Source organism: Pseudomonas sp. HPB0071, assembly GCF_000478505.2.
In the GTDB taxonomy this organism is placed as follows: Bacteria; Pseudomonadota; Gammaproteobacteria; order Pseudomonadales; family Pseudomonadaceae; genus Chryseomonas; species Chryseomonas luteola.
The window spans coordinates 1340373-1357619 of sequence record NZ_KI517367.1 but is presented as its reverse complement, the minus strand read 5'-3'; the positions used below and the strand labels follow the sequence as shown (position 1 = coordinate 1357619).

Below are 17247 nucleotides of genomic sequence, written 5' to 3'. Positions count from 1 at the left end.
TCAGGCTTTATCAACAACAATAAAAGGAACGCCCATGAAACGCTTTCTCTTCGCAACCCTGGCCACGGCTGTGCTCTGCGGCCCGCTAGCCACCCTCACAACCCAGGCCGCCGATGACATTCGCCCCCGCATGATCCGCTTCGGTTATGGCCTAAACGAAGACAGTAACCAGGGACGCGGCGCCAAGGTATTTGCAGAGGAGGTGGCCAAGGCCTCAGGTGGCAAGCTCAAGGTGCGCACCTTTGGCGCCGGTAGCCTGGGCCCGGATGCCCAGATGCAGAATGCGTTGATTGGCGGGGCGCAGGAAATGATGGTGGGTTCTACCGCGACACTGGTCGGCATCACCAAGGAGATGGCGATCTGGGATACGCCCTTTTTGTTTTCCAATGCAAAACAGGCGGATTATGTACTCGACGGACCAGTAGGCCAGCAGGTTATGGACAAGCTCCAGGAAAAGGGCCTCGTCGGCCTTGTCTACTGGGAGAACGGCTTTCGCAACATGACCAACAACGTTCGCCCGATCAACAAGCTGGAAGATTTCTCCGGCATCAAGGTGCGGGTGATGCAGAGCCCGGTCTTCATGGATACCTTCAAGCAACTGGGTGCCAATGCCGTGCCGCTGCCGTTCTCCGAACTCTTTACCGGTCTGGAGACCAAGGCCGTGGATGGGCAGGAAAACCCGTTCAACACGATTCTGTCGTCCAAGTTTTATGAGGTGCAGAAGTACCTGACCGTGACCAACCACGTCTATAGCCCCTGGATCATGATGACCTCCAAGCGCTGGTGGGATGGTCTGTCCAAGACCGAGCAGGATATCCTAATGGCGGCAGCCAGGAAGGCACGTGATGCCGAGCGGCTGGACACACGCGCCGAAGGCGAAAAAGCCCTGGAAGAGCTGAAGGCCCACGGAATGCAGATCAACCAGGTAAGCGCAGAAGAAACCCAGCGCATGCGTGAAAAGGCGCAGCCGGCCATCCAGTCGGTTATCGATACCGTGGGCAAACCGCTGTTCGATCAGGTTCAGGCTGAAATCCAGAAAGCGCCGCAGTAAGGGCGCTTCACCCTGTAAATCGAGGGTGCAGTACCGATCTTCCGCACTCTGCTTGCAAGTCTTACAACATCAGAAAACCCCAGCCTGCGCGCTGGGGTTTTTCATTTATACAAAAAGTTATAAGCAAATTAATAAAAATGATTTTTAGGTATAAGCTAAGGCTTGCTATGGTTCGCTACATACCTGAAGGGCATACCGACCCTGACAGGACAGTTGAAGGGGAACGGCATGCTAGTGGTTTCGCTGGCGGGCAGCCCGGGGGCCAGATCCCGATCGAGCGTACTGCTCGGCGAGGCCCGGCAATGGCTGAACGCACATGGGGTCGAGGTAGCCTCCTGGCGCATCCAGGATTTCCCGCCCGAAGATTTGATCCAGGCGCGGTTCGAGAGCCCTCAGGTCAAGGCCTTTGTCGAGCACGTGCACAATGCGGACGGCCTTGTGGTGTCCACACCGATCTACAAGGCCTCATTTTCCGGGGTGCTCAAGACGGTACTTGACCTGTTACCGGAGCGGGCACTCAACCATAAGGTGGTGCTGCCGTTGGCAACCGGCGGCTCGATTGCACATATGTTGGCGGTGGACTACGCACTCAAGCCGGTGCTGGCTGCGCTCAAGGCGCAGGAGATCCTGCCCGGCGTGTTCGCCGATGACAGCCAGGTCAGCTATGAAAGCGAAACACCGCTCTCATCTGCACTGGCGGAGCGTTTGGACGAGTCACTGGAGCTTTTTCTGGCCGCACTGGCCCGCCGACCGAAGCCGGTCGAGCCACATGTTTTGACAGCGCAGCTGACACAGGCACGCTGGAGCATCTGATGTAACCACTCCCACACGGGAGAATAGATTACCGACCTTACTGACCCGACAACGGGGCAGCAGGCAGGACACCACTCGAAGCCAAGGAGCACGCGATGCGCGTCAAACCCTTGCATCGAGGATGGGTTGCCGCGCTGCTGCTGGCCCTGTCGCTCGATGCCACCGTTCAAGCCGCCGAAACCTTACGGGTCGGCTATCAGAAATACGGCACGCTGGTGCTGCTCAAGGCCCGTAGCACGCTGGAAAAGCGCCTGGCCGAGCAGGGCGTTACCGTGCAATGGACTGAATTTCCCGGCGGCCCCCAATTACTGGAAGGGCTGAATGTTGGCAGTATCGACTTTGGGGTTACTGGTGAAACCCCACCCGTTTTCGCTCAGGCGGCGGGTGCTGACCTCGTATATGTCGCCCATGAGCCGCCAGCGCCGACCAGCGAAGCGATCCTGGTGCCTAAGGATTCTTCCATCCAGACGCTGGCCGATCTCAAGGGCAAGAGGATCGTCCTGAACAAGGGCTCCAATGTTCATTACCTGCTGGTTCGCGCGCTGGAAAAGGCAGGCCTGAAATACAGCGACATCCAACCGATCTACCTGCCTCCGGCAGATGCCCGCGCCGCTTTTGAGCGCGGCAGCGCCGATGCCTGGGTTATTTGGGACCCGTATCAGGCGGCTGCGGAAAAGCAGCTTCAGGCGCGCACGCTTACCGACGGTACCGGGCTGGTCGACAACCACCAGTTCTATCTCTCAACACGCCCTTACGCCCAACAGCACCCGCAAGTCATTGCCACGCTGGTCGACGAGGTTCGCTCGGTAGGGGAGTGGGCAAAGGCCAATCCTGAGGAGGTCGCCAAGCAGGTCGCGCCGCTGCTCGGCTTGCCGGAAGACATTGCCCGTACGGTCGTGGCGCGGCAGGGCTACGGGGCCCAGTTCATCTCCCCTGAGGTGGTAACCGCGCAGCAGAAGATCGCTGATGCCTTTACGCAGATTCGTCTGATTCCTAAAACGCTGGCGGTTCGTGACGTGATCTGGACACCGCCTGCCAACCTTGCCCAGCGCGCGGAGGTAAAACCATGAAGCCTGCTTTTCTGACCCGCAGCCTGATCCTGCTCGGCACGCTGGCAGCGTTCGCGTTCCAGGGCGCCTCGGCCGATCCCGCCGAGTTGCGCATCGGTTATCAGAAGAGTGCCGTGAATCTGGTGGTGGCGCGGGAGAAGCGCTTCCTGGAGACGCGCTTCCCGAATACGCAGGTTCGTTATGTAGAGTTTCCGGCCGGGCCGCAACTGCTCGAAGCCCTGAACGCAGGCCGCATCGATTTGGGGGCGACAGGTGATATCCCGCCGATCTTTGCCCAGGCTGCCGGAGCCGATCTGCTTTATGTTGGCACCGAGCCCGCCAAGCCGTTGGCCGAGGTCATTCTGGTGAGCAAGGACAGCCCGATCCACACCCTGGCGGATCTCAAGGGGAAAAAGGTGGCCTTCCAGAAAGGCTCCAGCTCCCATGCGCTGCTGCTTCGAGCGCTTAATCAGGCAGGCCTCAACTACACCGATATCCAGCCGGTCTACCTGCCGCCTGCCGCCTGCCGATGCTCGCGCAGCCTTCGATCAGGGCAACGTGGACGCCTGGGCCATCTGGGATCCCTTCTATTCGGCGGCGCTATTAACCGGTCAGGTGCGTGTGCTGACCGATGGTCGTAACGGGCTTTCCAACTCAGGCTCCTTCTACTTGGCGGCCCGTCCGTTTGCCGAGCGCAATCCAGACCTTATCCCGCAGATCTTCAATGCGCTGAACCAGGCCGAGGCGCTCACGCGGGCCAATCCCGAAGGCAGTATCGAAATCATGACGCGCCAGCTGGGACTGCCGCAGGACGTGGTGGCCTCCTATTTCAGCCACCGTCCGGATTCGCCCATCAGCCCGATTACTGCCAGGGACATCGAAAACCAGCAGCAAACCGCTGACCTGTTCTACCAGAACCGCCTGATTCCCAAGCCGATACGCGTGGCCGACGTTGCGACGCCCGCCGTACCGGTTACTGCGCAACGCCAAACCAACACCGAGGTGACGCCATGAATACCAAGCCCCTGCCTACGATCGCCAGCCGTCTGGTCGAGCGCTACCTGAATGGGATGGATCAGGCGATGGCACGCGTCATGGTGTGCCTTTGTCGACGCCCATGTGCAGCCCTTGCCCCTGGTGCCCACGGCTGATGCCGCTAAAAGCACCCTGAAGCCCACATTCGAATTGACCCAGATTTCCATCTGACGGAGCCCTGTTCATGAGCAATCTCAACGTTTTCTGGTTTCTACCAACCCACGGCGACGGCCATTACCTCGGCACAGCAGAGGGCGCCCGCGCCGTTGACCACGGCTACCTGCAACAGATCGCCCAGGCGGCGGACCGCCTCGGGTTTGGCGGCGTACTGATTCCTACCGGCCGCAGCTGCGAGGACTCCTGGCTGGTGGCGGCCTCGCTGATCCCCGTGACCCAGCGACTCAAATTCCTGGTAGCGCTGCGCCCCGGCATCATTTCACCCACCGTGGCCGCCCGTCAGGCCGCTACGCTCGATCGCCTGTCCGGCGGGCGGGCGCTGTTCAACCTCGTGACCGGTGGCGACCCGGAAGAGCTAGCCGGAGACGGGTTATTCCTGAGCCATGAGGAGCGCTACGAGGCCTCGGAGGAGTTCACCCATATCTGGCGTCGTGTGCTGGAAGGCGAGACGGTCGACTTTAACGGCAAGCACATCAAGGTCAAGGGCGCCAAGCTGCTTTATCCGCCGCTGCAACAGCCGCGTCCGCCACTGTACTTTGGAGGCTCGTCCGAGCCTGCTCAGGAGCTGGCTGCCGAGCAGGTCGAGCTGTACCTGACCTGGGGTGAACCGCTTGAGGCGGTGCGTGAGAAGATCGAGTCCGTACGTGAAAAGGCGGCTCGCCATGGCCGTACCGTTCGCTTTGGGATTCGCCTGCACGTCATTGTCCGCGAGACGAACGAAGAGGCCTGGAAGGCGGCCGACCGGCTCATCGCCAATCTGGATGATGCCACCATCGCCAAAGCCCAGGCTTCGTTTGCGCGGTTCGATTCGGTTGGTCAGCAGCGCATGGCTGCGCTGCACGGCGGACGACGCGACAAGCTGGAAATCGCGCCCAACCTCTGGGCCGGTGTAGGGCTTGTGCGTGGTGGGGCAGGGACTGCCCTGGTCGGTGACGGCCCTACGGTGGCCCAGCGGATGAAGGAGTATGCCGAACTGGGGATCGATACCTTCATCCTGTCCGGCTATCCGCACCTGGAGGAGTCCTATCGCGTGGCCGAACTCCTGTTCCCGCACCTGCCGCTCAGCCGGCCCGAGCAGCCGGCGGGTGCCAATAACATCAGCCCCTTCGGCGAGATCGTGGCCAACGACATCGTGCCATCCTCAACCACGAAGTATGCCGCGCAGAGCTGAGGAGGCGGTATGAATCATACGATCAACACCTCCCTGCAACGCGTAGCGCCCTGGGTGCTGCCCGTGCTGCTTCTGACCGGATGGCAGGTGGCCGTGGAAACCGGCCTCTTGTCCAGCCGTATCCTGCCGGCACCCAGTGCAGTGCTGGAAGCAGGCTGGAGCCTGGTGCGCAGTGGTGAGCTCTGGCAACACCTCGCCATCAGCAGCTGGCGCGCCAGTATCGGCTTTGCTATCGGGGGTGGTATCGGCCTGCTCCTGGGCTTTATCACAGGGCTTTCGACCTGGGGCGAGCGTTTGCTCGACAGCTCCGTGCAGATGGTCCGCAACGTACCGCACCTGGCGCTGATCCCGCTGGTCATCCTGTGGTTCGGGATCGACGAGTCGGCCAAGATCTTCCTGGTCGCCCTGGGTACGTTTTTCCCGATCTACCTCAATACCTATCACGGCATTCGCAACGTCGATCCGGCCCTGGTGGAAATGGCGCGCAGTTACGGGCTCTCTGGCTATCGACTGTTCACGCAGGTCGTGCTGCCTGGGGCGCTGCCGTCGATCCTGGTGGGCGTGCGCTTTGCGCTTGGGTTGATGTGGCTGACCCTGATTGTGGCGGAGACCATCTCGGCCAGTTCCGGCATCGGTTACCTCGCCATGAACGCCCGTGAATTCCTGCAAACCGACATCGTGGTACTGGCAATTGTGCTGTATGCCGTCCTTGGCAAGCTGGCAGATCTTGCGGCCCGCGGCCTTGAGCGTGCATGGCTGCGCTGGCATCCGGCCTATCAGAAAACAGGAGGTGCAGCATGACGGCCTTGCACAGTATTCCTTACAAGCGGGGAACAGCCCTGACCCTGGAAGGGGTCGGCAAGCGGTTCGGTGAGCGCGACGTTCTTCAGGGCATCGACCTGACGATTCCCTCCGGTCAGTTCGTGGCCGTGGTGGGGCGCAGCGGTTGCGGCAAGAGCACCTTGCTGCGGCTGGTGGCCGGGCTGGATAAGCCGACTGGCGGGCAACTGCTGGCGGGCAAGGAGCCGCTTGCCCGGCATCAGGAGGCGACTCGCCTCATGTTTCAGGATGCCCGTCTGCTGCCCTGGAAACGCATCATCGATAACGTCGGCCTGGGCCTCAAAGGCAATTGGCGGCAGAAGGCACTAGAGGCGCTGGACGCCGTGGGGCTGGCTGAGCGGGCCCATGAATGGCCGGCTGCGTTGTCGGGTGGACAGAAACAGCGTGTGGCCCTAGCGCGGGCTCTGATTCATGAGCCGCGCCTGCTGCTGCTGGATGAGCCCTTGGGTGCGCTGGACGCCCTGACCCGCATCGAGATGCAGCAGTTGATCGAACGTCTCTGGCAGCAGCATGGATTCACCGTTCTGCTGGTCACGCACGACGTGGGCGAAGCCGTAGCCATGGCGGATCGCGTACTGCTGATCGAGGAGGGCCGGGTCGGCCTGGACCTCAACATCAATCTGCCGCGTCCGCGCAACCGCGGCTCGGCCGGGCTTGCCGCTCTGGAGGCCGAAGTGCTGGCCCGCGTACTGGCCCAACCTTCACTCCCTGACCATCACGACATCGACTACCGTCCCACGCAACTGCGCTGGGCACTCTGATCACTTGAGGAGCACAACCATGACCATTAAAGCCATCAACGTTCGTAACCAGTTCAAAGGCACCATTAAGGAAATCATCGAAGGGTCGGTGCTTTCCGAAATCGACGTACAAACCGCTGCCGGGATCGTTACCTCCGTGATCACCACGCGCTCGGTCAAGGAGCTGGAACTGGTGGTCGGAAGCGAGGTGATTGCCTTCGTGAAGTCCACGGAGGTCTCGATCGCCAAACTCTGATTGCCACGCGGTCACCCACGTCACGCTGCCTGTAGTTATTCCCCTATAAGGCACCTTTAGCCCGCCGCGAGGCGGGCTCTTTTTAAGACCGACGCCGATTGACCGTTTCAAGCGTGTGCTGGATAAGCGTATCGAACTGGATGGGCTTGCTTAAATGAGCGTCGAAGCCCGCCTGCATTGCCTTGTCGATGTCCGTCTTGCTGCCATACCCCGTCAAGGCAATCGCTGGCGTCTGCTGGTTGAGACTGTCCAGACGCAACGCGATCATCAGCTCGTGTCCATCCATGCCCGGCATGCCAATATCGGACAGGATCAGATTAAAGACCTGCTCTTTGGCAAGTGCCAGCCCCTGCTCACCGCTACAGGCCGGCGTAACCTCGGCCCCTTCGCTTTCCAGCAGCATCTGCATGGTTTCGACAATATCTTCGGAATCATCCACCAGCAGCAGCTTGAGCCCCTGCAGTTGTCCCGCCTCCGAGCAGGCGTCGATACACTCGCAAGTCGTCTCGTCGTAGCTGCATTTCGGTATCCAGACCGTGAAGCGTGAGCCTTGGCCTAAGCCGGCCGATTCGGCTTCAATCCGGCCGTTATGAGCCTCGACCAACTGCTTTACCAGGGCCAGGCCAATGCCCAGGCCATGCCGGGCGCGCGCCGTATTGTGCATTTCAGCCTGGCCAAACATGTCGAATACCTTGGGTAGAAACTCAGGCGCAATGCCTTGTCCGGTATCGATGACATCCAGCCGGACGCTGTCGCCGTCTTCGCTCAGGCGGAGCGTAACGGTGCCGCCAGCAGGCGTGAACTTCACTGCGTTGTTAAGCAGATTCCATACGATCTGTTCCATCCGGGTGCGGTCCGCCTCGATCAGCAAGGGCTGCTCGGACACATTGGGACCCTCCAGGCGGATAGACTCGGCAACTGCCGTAGGCCGCAGGACATTGGCAATTTCCTGCAGCAGGCTGACAACATCCACTATCGTGCGATCGAGCTTGAGCTTACCGGTTCGCACACGTGAGAAATCGAGCAGATCGTCGATGATCTGGGCCTGACTGCGTACCGAGCGCTGGATCGTTTCGGCGGGGCGCAGCGTGGCGGCGGAGGCACGAACCGAGGGCGCGCGAGCAATCAACTCAACGTTCAACTGAATCAAATTCAACGGATGCTTCAGTTCATGGGACATGACGGCAAAAAACTCATCCTTGAGCTGGCTGCTGGTTTCCGATCGGACCAGTTGATCGTCCTTCTCGCAGGCACGCTGATACTCTTCTGTGGTGTCCTGGGCGATCTTGGCATAGCCGCGTAGCTCGGTATCTTGCATAGGGTAGGTGACACCACTGCAATACAAGCGGCTGCCATCCTTGCGCTGATGCCAGCGTTTATCAAGGGAGTGGCCTTTCTCCCGGGCAATTCTAAGTTCCTCAAGGTGTATGCCCTTGGCCCGCTCTTCAGGCGTGAAGATGGTCTCGATGCAGTGCCCGGCCACCTCCGCCTCGGAATACCCGAACATGATTTCGGCGCCATGGTTCCAGGTGGTGATGAGTCCGTTTTGATCCATGGTGATGATGGCGTAGTCACTGACGCTTTGTGCCACCAGCTTCATATGGTTTTCGCTGGCGCGTACCTGCTCTTCAGCTTCACGTCGCCCGGTTATATCAATAAAGGTGAGTACCGCGCCTTCTATTCGGTCATCCGCCGTGCGGTAGGGCAGCATCCTGGCCAGATACCAATGCCCATTCGAGGCGCAGATTTCGCGCTCGATCAGGTGCAGGGATTCGAAGACCCGGGTCGCGTCCTCAGCCAGTTCGTCGTAATCCAGCCGATGCGTGATATCGAGCAGGGAGCGTCCGGCATCGTTGGCTATGATGTTGAACAACTCGGTTGCTCGGGGCGTGAACCATTTGATACGCATGCGACGGTCCACGAATACCGTGGCGATATCCGTCGAGGTGATCAGGTTTTGGAGATCGTCATTGATCTTGCCGGTCTCTTCAATTTTACTCTTGAGTTCAGCGTTAACGGTAATCAACTCTTCGTTGATCGACTGCAACTCTTCCTTGCTGGTCTCCAGCTCCTCCGTGGCCGAGCGTAACTCTTCATTGATGGCCTGAAGCTCTTCGTTTGATGCCTTGAGCTCTTCCGTCGAGGTTTCGGAGTGCTCAATGGTGAGCTGTAGCTGCTCCTTGGTGCGGTGCAGCTCCGCTTCGAGCTGGGTAAGTACGCTGTCCTTGGCTTCGGTATGAGGTGTAGTGGACTCCTGGCTCATCACATCTTCGACTTCATCGAAGATCACCAGCATGAAATCGCTGTTGGCCTCATCATCGCGGAAGGGGCGCACGACCATGTTGATGTAATACGTCCGATCGTCACGGGTGATTCGCACCCGCCGTGCCTCAACGCTTTTGTTGGACTGTATCGCCTGGAAGAGCGCGGTCCGCAGCTCAAGGCGCAACTCAGGCAGCACCAGCGTTGGCAGGTTATGAGAAGGCTCGCCGCCCACATAACGCAGGAACCGCCCGGCACGATCCGACATGTGCACAATGTTCGATTCATGATCGACGATTACGCTGGGCGGCGCATATTGCTCCAGTACCCGGCGATGGACTTCGGCAAAGGAAACCTTCTTGCCCCGACCCACTTGGTGCTGAGGCAATCGCACCGTTGGATAGCCTGGACTGAATTGCAGCACTGGACGGGATCGCAATATTCCGGTCGTGTTCTTGGCGCGGTAGATGCGGTTCTTCTTGTCGACCGGCACAAATAGACTGCTGCACATGTCAGCTGATTCGGAGCTGCCCAAAAAGAGGTAGCCACCCGGCTTCAACGCAAAGTGAAATGTTTGCAGGATTTCACTCTGCACTTCACGGTCCAGATAAATCAGGAGGTTGCGGCAGCAGATCAGATCCAGTCGGGAAAAGGGAGGATCACTCAGCAGGTTATGCGCCGCAAACAAAACCCGCTCGCGAAGCTCCTTCTTGATCCGGTAATGCATCTGCTCTTTTATGAAGTGCTGGCGCAGACGGGATGGAGGGACGTCCGTGACAATGGCCTGTGGATAAAGGCCGGCACGTCCTACACCCAGTGCCTGATTATCGATATCGGTTGCAAACACCTGAATTTTGGCAGGTGAGCCTCTCAGTTCTGCCTGTTCGGTGAGCAGCATGGCCAGGGAGTAGGCTTCCTCGCCTGTCGAACAGGCTGCAGACCATACCCGCATTTCACTGTCTTCGCTCTCTGCCGCAGCGAACTGCTCGAACAGATCGGGAATAATGTCTCGCTCAAGCGTTTCGAAGGCTTCGCGGTCCCGAAAGAAGTTGGTCACGCCTATCAGCATGTCTTTGAGCAAGGCGGGCGTTTCCTCGACATGGTCATGCAGAAAGGTTGCATAACTGCCCATGTCCGGGATGGAGTTGACCTGCATGCGCCGTTCGATACGGCGCAATATGGTGGCGGTCTTGTATTGCTTGAAGTTATGGCCGGTGCGCGTTAGCAGCAGCGTCAGGATATCCCGAAGGGCCAGCTGATTCGTTCGATTCCTGATCTGAGGATCGATCTGTGGCTCGTTCTCTTCACGGGGATCGTTGATCGGTATCTGGATATTTACCAGATTGGCAGCGACTTCCAGCAACTTTTGTGGCATCTCAACCACAGGCAGGACGATATCCACCACACCGGTAGAAATGGCGCTGTTAGGCATCGAGTCATATTCAGCATCCTGCGGGGACTGGGCAAGGGTAATACCGCCTTGCTCCTTTATCCGGGCAAGCCCCACCGAGCCATCGGCTCCGGCACCCGATAGCACGATACCAATGGCCCTGCTCCGATGAACATCGGCCAGTGTCCGAAAGAACAAATCGATTGCTACCTGATCCCCGCGGGTACGCTGCGGCTCTCCCAGACGCAGGTAGCTGTCGTTCATGCTGAGGTCTTTGCCTGGCGGTATCACATAAACGTGATTCTTTTCGACAGGGACAGGGCTTGTGACCTGAATAACCGGCATCTTGGTTACGTTCTGCAGGATGCGGTCAGCCGCGCTTGTGTGCTTGGGCGACAGGTGCATAATGACCACAAACGCCATGTTGCTATCGCTGCGCATGTGTTCAAAGAACTTCAGAAGGGCTTGCAGCCCGCCTGCCGAGGCGCCGATACCTACCACCGGAAAATCAATATCGCTGCGAGTCAGGTTCTTCTGATTATCAGGAACCGATGGTTGGGTAGTGGTGTTCATATAACCCCGTACGATCCAGCGACTCGCCTATAGGTGAGGCGAAATGTAAGTAACAAGCCTTGCGCAGGAGCGCTGTCAGGCAAACCTGTTAAAGCTTTTATAGTGTCCAAGACAGCGCTCAAAAGTAGAAACAGTGCTATGAGCAAAGACCTTCAAGCATAGTGTCTGATTCAGGTCTTTTTCAGTAGCAGATGAGTGGCTTGCTCCGGCCTGATACCTGTGTTCGCTCAATACTACTGAATTGAAGGTATCACACCACATACAGGGCGATGGTAATAAAGTGCAGCAGGCTGCCCCCCATAACGAATAAGTGCCAGATGCCATGCCAGTGGCGAAAACGGTGATCGAACGCAAAGAAAATGATCCCTAGTGTATAAAGGCAACCCCCTGTGACCAGCCAGGTAAAGCCTGCCGCGCCCAGCGACGCCAGCAATGGATTGACCGCGACCAGAACGATCCAGCCCATCACGGCATAAATCACGACAGACAGAACGCGGGCCTCGGAACGGGGTTTGATCTCCTGCAGCATACCGATGACCGCCAACCCCCAGACAATGGCGAACAGTGTCCAGCCCCAGGGACCTTTCAGTGTCACCAGGCAGAACGGCGTGTAGCTGCCAGCAATCAACAGGTAGATGGAGAGGTGATCCACCTTGCGCATGACCGTTTTCGCACGGCCCTGCACACTGTGGTAAATCGTCGAGGCGCTATAGAGCAGCACCAGCGTGACGCCATAGATAATGATGCTGATGACCTTAGCTGGTGAGCCGTCAAGGGTGGCCCGTACCAGTAGCCATACCGCACCCATGAACGCCAGGGCTGCGCCGATCAGGTGCGTCCAGGCGTTGAATCGCTCTCCGTAGTACATAGTTCTCCCAGGCTGAATGCCTTCGGTTCATATCAGTACCGCGCCTGCGCCTGCATCAGCGATAAGAACCCGTCTGGCATGGACTTTCTACACGTGCTCAATCAGGCCTGCCGCTGTGCTGAGCAGTTTGTCGCTTTGATCGCATGGCAGAGCAAGGATTCCCACCCGTCGCCGCACAGCTAAATAGCCGCACACCCCAGGCCGAATGCGCCTATGGTGAAGTAACTACGTTGCTATCATGCTGCCATGACCCCTTGAGGGTGTTTTATCTACACCCCAGCCTCTCTTTGGATCACTGCCGCCTCGGCTCGCACGGGATATTTCCCTGCGGCCTACCTTATCCAGGAGCCTTTCATGTCTGATCGTCAAACCGGTACCGTCAAATGGTTCGACCGTGTCAAAGGGTATGGCTTCATTGTTCAGGCCCAGGGGCCTGAATTGTTTGTGCACCACAAGTCGGTCAACGGTGGTCATGCGGTCAAGCAGCTGATCGCGGGCCAGCCGGTTTCCTACATTGCCGCTGAAGGCAAATTAGGGAAGGGCATGCAGGCTGAACATGTCGAGGCACTCTAGGTGCCTCGCACTGGCTTCTGGAGCCATAAACGCAGCGCTGGCTGCCAATATCTACCATTCTGCTCGGCGAGGTGTTTCACATGAAGGCGTATCTCAAGACCCTGTCATCCTCCTTTGAGGTTAACCGGCCCGTCATTTCAGCCGTTCGACCTGACGGCAGTCTGACGCTAACGTTTTCAACGCAAAACAAGGATGTGGTGGCCATACGTGTGATTTCCGCAGCCGATCTGGATGATCAGGAGCGGTTACATACGGTTATTGATGGTATCAAGACGCAGCTCGCGGTTATGGCTGGGAAAATGAACCGAAAAGCCGCCACCCGCAGCAACATGGTGTACCTCAGCCGATTCCGCAGTGAGTGGGCATTGGCACCCTTGGCACCGGGTTTTACAAAGCCGTTTATATCACCGGATGGGCCCGTGCCTACCTGATCATTGTCCAGGTGCAGGCATGCTCACGGGGTATGCCTTGGGCGAATCGGTTGGCAGGCTATTTTCCAAGGCAATAAAAAAGCCCCGCAGTGCGGGGCTTTTTTTGGATCAGGTGTCTTAAGCGACTTGAACCTGATCAGCTTGCATGCCTTTCTGACCTTTGACGGCCACGAAGGACACTGCTTGACCTTCGCTCAGGCTCTTGAAGCCTGAACTTTCGATCGAGCGATAATGGACGAACAGGTCCGGACCACTCTCAGGAGTGATAAAACCAAAACCTTTTTCATCGTTGAACCATTTGACGGTGCCATTTTGACGACCAGACATGATGTATCTCCAGGGTAAAATAAGGCTGCGGCGCTGAAACATTCAGGCCGAGACTGAGGTGCGAAAGTAAAACGAGCCGAGGAGATGAAACGAAAAACAGAACATCAAGCCAGGTATCGAAGTAGCAGTTGCAAAGCAGTGAGATCACAATACGCTTTTTTCAGCTCTTGTATACCTTTATTTTTATTTTCTCGATTATTTTTCTCTGCTAAAAACGATTTAAATAACACTTGCTCAATAAAATCAGGGTGTTAGACCAAATAAATGGCTGTCCTATAATATTTGGGAAGCATAAGTAATGGAGTAGTAATAGTCATATCTGTTTTTATTTATTCCGTCCGTCTAGGTTCAGTATAAAAGCAACACATGGACGTGAAAGAGAGTACAGTGGTCTTACTGTATAGCTAATTGTCACCGCGATGCTGACTTGATGGCCTGTCTGAAATCATCTCCTCGGTTCCTCTGCCCGTTAGGTGCAGTCTCGGCGCATTTCAAAGGCTGCCGTGATTCATATACCCAGGAGAAAAATCATGTCCATCAGACATCAAGGCACCATCAAGTGGTTTAGTGAAGATAAAGGATTTGGCTTTATTATTCCGCAAGAGGGACCAGACCTTTTCATTCATACGAACTCTTTTGAAAGCCGAAGCTTCAGAGGCCCGAATGAAGGCCAGCTTGTGAGTTATCAGTTGATCGTAGGGCCTAAGGGCTTCGAAGCGGGACAGGTCAGAGAGCGTTGACATAAGGCCCCGCCAAGCCGGGGTTTTTCACGTTTATTAGCGTAAGGAAAATTCATGTCGACTGACGTATCAGCCCCTGTTCTCACCTATATGAAGTCGCAGTTTCTGCCCTTGGGTTTCCAAGTGCTGGAAGAGAGCGAAAAAGGCTTCGCCGTGCGCATCTTCAATCAGCAAAGCGGTATTACCATTCTAGAAGCCAGACGAAATAGTTCACCTTATCAAATGAGCCAGGCTGAGGCGCAAGTGTGGGTGACGGGCATCAAGCGTGAAATAGATAATCAGTTTGATATTCGAAGAAAGAATAGTCTGGCCAAAGTTTAACGAGGCGCAACGGTTATTCATTAACTATACAGGTACTTCATGACTGCCTGGACAATCAAGACCAGTGACGGAAGAACGCTACATAGCTGTTCATTACGAGGAAAGTTGGTCACGGTGGTATGGCAGGAAAGAAACATACCGGCTATGTGTACTGAATCCCAGCGGCCATCTATTGAATTTCGCCATGAACATCAGGCTCATGCGTTTCTCGCTTCGCTGAAATTGTTGCGGATGGAAGAGTTCAGCGATGCCGCTATTGTGCAAACCATAGGAAGATGAATTTACCGATATTGTTTTTTAAGCTCTGGTTATCGGTGTGTCTGTTCTGCCAATTTAATTCATAAGCCCTCCGGCAATTCCCAATTGCCCTCATCAGGTTATTACCTTTACACGCTTAAGGCAGATGTCTGTGTGTAGCTCTATTTTAGAGAGGCTATACCAGACCCTCATGCGCTTGAGCTCTTCTCTGGAGGCCGAAATACTCCAAAGAGCAGGCCGCTCAGGCAGATACGTCTGAAGCGAGCGATCAGGTCATGTCAGGGAGGGTGACGATCAAAGAGGGGTATTAGAGGTTGGTAAAAGCGTGGATTTATTCAAACGGTAGGAAGTGTCTTCAGCAGCGCCTGAAAACAGAGCTTGAGCGGAAGCTGGGCCTCCGCTCAACCACTCAGCTACTAGCTGCGGCCGCCGCCATGGCTGTTCTGGCCACCTTTTTTGCCTGCTTCAGAGGCCTTCTCCCGATCGTTGGCAAAGTTACCGCCGCTGTTCTGACCCCCTTTCTTGCCTGCTTCGGAGGCTTTTTCGCGGTCGTTGGCAAAATTTCCTGGGTTGTCGTTTTTAGCAGTCATTTGAATTCTCCAGGGGGAACCCTGATTCGGCTATTGATGATCAACAGCCTTCCTAGGTAAGGAGAGGGATATCCGCCGGGAGTTCAGATATTACGGGCTGATGGTAAGAAAGAAGACCAATGGCATAGGGGGCGTAATCATCCAGGCCAAAGCGCGGCAGCTTGTTGAGGAACAAGACTTATTCCATTAAAGAATAAATAAATTATTACTTATTCTTTGTGCGTATTTTAGGCGTGCGTACACTGCTGGCATGACTCCTGTAGAGGCATCGCCATGGGCACCACTCCGATACAGTACCTGATTGTTCCCGGTTGGCAGGGCTCGCCTGACAACCATTGGCAAAGCCACTGGCAGCGTGTTCTGCCTGATTGTTCTCGGGTAGAGCAAAAGGATTGGTTCATGCCGCAACGTCAGGAATGGGTGGATGAACTGGAGCGCAGCCTGAAGGCCTGCCACGCTCCGGTTATCCTGATCGCCCACAGCCTGGGCTGTGCAACCGTGGCCCATTGGGCCGAGCAGGCCGACCCTGAAACAAGACAGCGTGTAGTCGGTGCGTTGCTGGTTGCACCTGCAGACGTCGAGCGACCGGCCTGTCCCGCGCCGCTAAAGAATTTTGCGCCATTGCCTCGGCAGGCTCTGCCGTTTCCGGCGCTGCTTGTCGGCTCCGGTAACGACCCCGCTGCCACACCAGAGCGCGTGCGTTATCTGGCGAATATCTGGGGCGCCGCCTCAACGATCCTGGCCGATGTCGGTCACATCAATGTGAAGTCCGGTCATGAGCGCTGGGAGGACGGTTTCACATTCCTGTACCAGCTGCAGCATCAAATCGAGCGAACGTCACGATACCGGGCTTAACTTATCCGGACCATCTGTCCAGGCAGGTGGCCCCTTGAACCGATACAGGAGGATCACCATGAGCCTTAGATTGGGCGATATAGCACCCGATTTCGAACAGGATTCCAGCGAAGGCCGTATTCGTTTTCACGAGTGGCTGGGCGATAGCTGGGGCGTGCTGTTCTCGCACCCGGCCGATTTCACGCCCGTCTGTACGACAGAGCTTGGGTTCACGGCCAAGCTAAAGGACGAATTCGCAGCCCGAAACGTCAAGGTCATTGCCCTGTCGGTCGATCCGGCCGATTCTCACCGCCGCTGGATCGATGACATCAACGACACTCAGAAGACCACCGTCAACTTTCCCATCATTGCCGATGAAGATCGGAAAGTGTCGGGCCTATACGATATGATCCATCCGAACGCGAACGACTCGCTGACGGTTCGCTCGTTGTTTGTCATCGACCCGAACAAAAAGGTCCGGCTGATCATCACGTACCCCGCCAGCACGGGACGTAACTTCAATGAGATCCTGCGGGTGATCGATTCGCTGCAGCTGACCGATAACCATAAGGTGGCTACGCCAGCCAACTGGGAGCAGGGTGGCGATGTGGTGATCGTGCCTTCGCTCAAGGATGAAGACGAGATCAAGCAACGCTTCCCGAAAGGCTATCAGGCGCTACGTCCCTACCTGCGCATGACGCCCCAGCCAGACAAGTAACGTTTCCCTCGAGGAGCGGCAGCTGCCGCTCCCGTCTCTAAAGACGTGGTGCTCCATGTCTTTCCGTCTGAGAACTCCTGCTCATTTGTCATCTCTGGTGAGTACCCTGATCACCTCACAGAAGTATTCATCTGGATATTTCAGGCGCTGAGCCATAGTCTTGTCGACCTGTTCAGACCGCCACGGTGTGGTCGATCAATGATCTTTTACTCTCTGGCAGGGCCAATCGA

General features: G+C 56.8%; 18 protein-coding genes and 1 pseudogene. 15 read left to right on the top strand and 4 right to left on the bottom strand.

Features of this window, described 5'->3' with window-relative positions:
- Positions 1 to 34: 34 nt before the first annotated feature.
- From HMPREF1487_RS06620 to HMPREF1487_RS06585, 9 genes and pseudogenes are all read left to right on the top strand, one after another.
- The gene (locus HMPREF1487_RS06620; RefSeq protein ID WP_010795848.1) at positions 35 to 1051 is read left to right on the top strand and encodes a TRAP transporter substrate-binding protein; all 1017 of its coding nucleotides are present in this window, start codon (positions 35 to 37) and stop codon (positions 1049 to 1051) included.
- 228 nt (positions 1052 to 1279) lie between these two features.
- Positions 1280 to 1864, top strand: a complete 585-nt coding sequence (gene ssuE / locus HMPREF1487_RS06615; RefSeq protein ID WP_010795847.1) for an NADPH-dependent FMN reductase — start codon at positions 1280 to 1282, stop codon at positions 1862 to 1864.
- A 95-nt stretch (positions 1865 to 1959) separates the two neighbouring features.
- Positions 1960 to 2934, top strand: coding sequence for a sulfonate ABC transporter substrate-binding protein (locus tag HMPREF1487_RS06610; protein WP_010795846.1), 975 nt, complete (start codon positions 1960 to 1962; stop codon positions 2932 to 2934).
- Positions 2931 to 3927 (top strand): annotated as a pseudogene (locus HMPREF1487_RS06605) (aliphatic sulfonate ABC transporter substrate-binding protein). The gene HMPREF1487_RS06610 and the pseudogene HMPREF1487_RS06605 overlap by 4 nt, the downstream one beginning before the upstream one ends.
- On the top strand, positions 3924 to 4064 hold the full coding sequence (locus tag HMPREF1487_RS27255) for a hypothetical protein (protein ID WP_010795843.1): 141 nt from the start codon (positions 3924 to 3926) through the stop codon (positions 4062 to 4064). Before HMPREF1487_RS06605 ends, HMPREF1487_RS27255 begins: the two are co-directional and overlap by 4 nt.
- Positions 4065 to 4132: 68 nt before the next feature.
- On the top strand, positions 4133 to 5296 hold the full coding sequence (gene ssuD / locus HMPREF1487_RS06600; protein WP_010795842.1) for an FMNH2-dependent alkanesulfonate monooxygenase: 1164 nt from the start codon (positions 4133 to 4135) through the stop codon (positions 5294 to 5296).
- 9 nt (positions 5297 to 5305) lie between these two features.
- The gene (gene ssuC / locus HMPREF1487_RS06595) at positions 5306 to 6097 is read left to right on the top strand and encodes an aliphatic sulfonate ABC transporter permease SsuC (protein ID WP_010795841.1); all 792 of its coding nucleotides are present in this window, start codon (positions 5306 to 5308) and stop codon (positions 6095 to 6097) included.
- Complete coding sequence (gene ssuB, locus HMPREF1487_RS06590) at positions 6094 to 6897, top strand: aliphatic sulfonates ABC transporter ATP-binding protein (RefSeq protein WP_010795840.1); 804 nt, start codon at positions 6094 to 6096, stop codon at positions 6895 to 6897. The genes ssuC and ssuB overlap by 4 nt, the downstream gene beginning before the upstream one ends.
- Positions 6898 to 6916: 19 nt before the next feature.
- Entirely contained in the window at positions 6917 to 7132 is a 216-nt protein-coding gene (locus HMPREF1487_RS06585) for a TOBE domain-containing protein (protein ID WP_010795839.1), read from the top strand.
- An 82-nt stretch (positions 7133 to 7214) separates the two neighbouring features.
- On the opposite strand, the gene HMPREF1487_RS06580 is transcribed toward HMPREF1487_RS06585, so the two are convergent.
- Positions 7215 to 11357, bottom strand: coding sequence for a CheR family methyltransferase (locus HMPREF1487_RS06580; RefSeq protein ID WP_010795838.1), 4143 nt, complete (start codon positions 11355 to 11357; stop codon positions 7215 to 7217).
- 250 nt (positions 11358 to 11607) lie between these two features.
- On the bottom strand, positions 11608 to 12225 hold the full coding sequence (locus HMPREF1487_RS06575; protein ID WP_010795837.1) for a PAQR family membrane homeostasis protein TrhA: 618 nt from the start codon (positions 12223 to 12225) through the stop codon (positions 11608 to 11610).
- A 354-nt stretch (positions 12226 to 12579) separates the two neighbouring features.
- Here HMPREF1487_RS06575 and HMPREF1487_RS06570 point away from each other — a divergent pair, with 354 nt between their 5' ends.
- Both HMPREF1487_RS06570 and HMPREF1487_RS06565 read left to right on the top strand, forming a co-directional pair.
- Complete coding sequence (locus HMPREF1487_RS06570) at positions 12580 to 12798, top strand: cold-shock protein (RefSeq protein WP_010795836.1); 219 nt, start codon at positions 12580 to 12582, stop codon at positions 12796 to 12798.
- A gap of 80 nt (positions 12799 to 12878) precedes the next feature.
- On the top strand, positions 12879 to 13229 hold the full coding sequence (locus tag HMPREF1487_RS06565; RefSeq protein WP_010795835.1) for a DUF3509 domain-containing protein: 351 nt from the start codon (positions 12879 to 12881) through the stop codon (positions 13227 to 13229).
- Positions 13230 to 13346: 117 nt separating this feature from the next.
- Here the strand turns inward: HMPREF1487_RS06565 and HMPREF1487_RS06560 are convergent, their stop codons facing one another.
- The gene (locus tag HMPREF1487_RS06560) at positions 13347 to 13556 is read right to left on the bottom strand and encodes a cold-shock protein (RefSeq protein WP_010795833.1); all 210 of its coding nucleotides are present in this window, start codon (positions 13554 to 13556) and stop codon (positions 13347 to 13349) included.
- Between the two features lie 530 nt (positions 13557 to 14086).
- On the opposite strand from HMPREF1487_RS06560, the gene HMPREF1487_RS06555 reads away from it, so the two are divergent.
- Positions 14087 to 14296 carry a cold-shock protein gene (locus HMPREF1487_RS06555; protein WP_010795832.1) on the top strand — a complete coding sequence of 70 codons (210 nt, stop codon included), beginning with the start codon at positions 14087 to 14089 and terminating at the stop codon, positions 14294 to 14296.
- Positions 14297 to 14350: 54 nt separating this feature from the next.
- Positions 14351 to 14617: a hypothetical protein gene (locus HMPREF1487_RS06550; RefSeq protein ID WP_010795831.1), complete on the top strand. Its 267-nt coding sequence runs from the start codon at positions 14351 to 14353 to the stop codon at positions 14615 to 14617.
- A 674-nt stretch (positions 14618 to 15291) separates the two neighbouring features.
- On the opposite strand, the gene HMPREF1487_RS06545 is transcribed toward HMPREF1487_RS06550, so the two are convergent.
- A complete protein-coding gene (locus tag HMPREF1487_RS06545) occupies positions 15292 to 15465 on the bottom strand; it encodes a con-10 family general stress protein (protein WP_010795829.1) in 174 nt (57 codons plus the stop codon).
- A 273-nt stretch (positions 15466 to 15738) separates the two neighbouring features.
- Here HMPREF1487_RS06545 and HMPREF1487_RS06540 point away from each other — a divergent pair, with 273 nt between their 5' ends.
- Both HMPREF1487_RS06540 and HMPREF1487_RS06535 read left to right on the top strand, forming a co-directional pair.
- A complete protein-coding gene (locus HMPREF1487_RS06540) occupies positions 15739 to 16320 on the top strand; it encodes an alpha/beta hydrolase (RefSeq protein WP_010795828.1) in 582 nt (193 codons plus the stop codon).
- A gap of 58 nt (positions 16321 to 16378) precedes the next feature.
- Positions 16379 to 17017 (top strand): peroxiredoxin, encoded by a 639-nt coding sequence (locus HMPREF1487_RS06535; protein WP_010795827.1) that lies wholly within the window; start codon positions 16379 to 16381, stop codon positions 17015 to 17017.
- Positions 17018 to 17247 lie beyond the last annotated feature (230 nt).

Bases quoted from the DNA above. Each gene is read 5' to 3' on its own strand.
- HMPREF1487_RS06620 (WP_010795848.1), top strand. From the start codon at position 35: ATGAAACGCTTTCTCTTCGCAACCCTGGCCACGGCTGTGCTCTGCGGC.
- ssuE (WP_010795847.1), top strand. From the start codon at position 1,280: ATGCTAGTGGTTTCGCTGGCGGGCAGCCCGGGGGCCAGATCCCGATCG.
- HMPREF1487_RS06610 (WP_010795846.1), top strand. From the start codon at position 1,960: ATGCGCGTCAAACCCTTGCATCGAGGATGGGTTGCCGCGCTGCTGCTG.
- HMPREF1487_RS27255 (WP_010795843.1), top strand. From the start codon at position 3,924: ATGAATACCAAGCCCCTGCCTACGATCGCCAGCCGTCTGGTCGAGCGC.
- ssuD (WP_010795842.1), top strand. From the start codon at position 4,133: ATGAGCAATCTCAACGTTTTCTGGTTTCTACCAACCCACGGCGACGGC.
- ssuC (WP_010795841.1), top strand. From the start codon at position 5,306: ATGAATCATACGATCAACACCTCCCTGCAACGCGTAGCGCCCTGGGTG.
- ssuB (WP_010795840.1), top strand. From the start codon at position 6,094: ATGACGGCCTTGCACAGTATTCCTTACAAGCGGGGAACAGCCCTGACC.
- HMPREF1487_RS06585 (WP_010795839.1), top strand. From the start codon at position 6,917: ATGACCATTAAAGCCATCAACGTTCGTAACCAGTTCAAAGGCACCATT.
- HMPREF1487_RS06580 (WP_010795838.1), bottom strand. From the start codon at position 11,357: ATGAACACCACTACCCAACCATCGGTTCCTGATAATCAGAAGAACCTG.
- HMPREF1487_RS06575 (WP_010795837.1), bottom strand. From the start codon at position 12,225: ATGTACTACGGAGAGCGATTCAACGCCTGGACGCACCTGATCGGCGCA.
- HMPREF1487_RS06570 (WP_010795836.1), top strand. From the start codon at position 12,580: ATGTCTGATCGTCAAACCGGTACCGTCAAATGGTTCGACCGTGTCAAA.
- HMPREF1487_RS06565 (WP_010795835.1), top strand. From the start codon at position 12,879: ATGAAGGCGTATCTCAAGACCCTGTCATCCTCCTTTGAGGTTAACCGG.
- HMPREF1487_RS06560 (WP_010795833.1), bottom strand. From the start codon at position 13,556: ATGTCTGGTCGTCAAAATGGCACCGTCAAATGGTTCAACGATGAAAAA.
- HMPREF1487_RS06555 (WP_010795832.1), top strand. From the start codon at position 14,087: ATGTCCATCAGACATCAAGGCACCATCAAGTGGTTTAGTGAAGATAAA.
- HMPREF1487_RS06550 (WP_010795831.1), top strand. From the start codon at position 14,351: ATGTCGACTGACGTATCAGCCCCTGTTCTCACCTATATGAAGTCGCAG.
- HMPREF1487_RS06545 (WP_010795829.1), bottom strand. From the start codon at position 15,465: ATGACTGCTAAAAACGACAACCCAGGAAATTTTGCCAACGACCGCGAA.
- HMPREF1487_RS06540 (WP_010795828.1), top strand. From the start codon at position 15,739: ATGGGCACCACTCCGATACAGTACCTGATTGTTCCCGGTTGGCAGGGC.
- HMPREF1487_RS06535 (WP_010795827.1), top strand. From the start codon at position 16,379: ATGAGCCTTAGATTGGGCGATATAGCACCCGATTTCGAACAGGATTCC.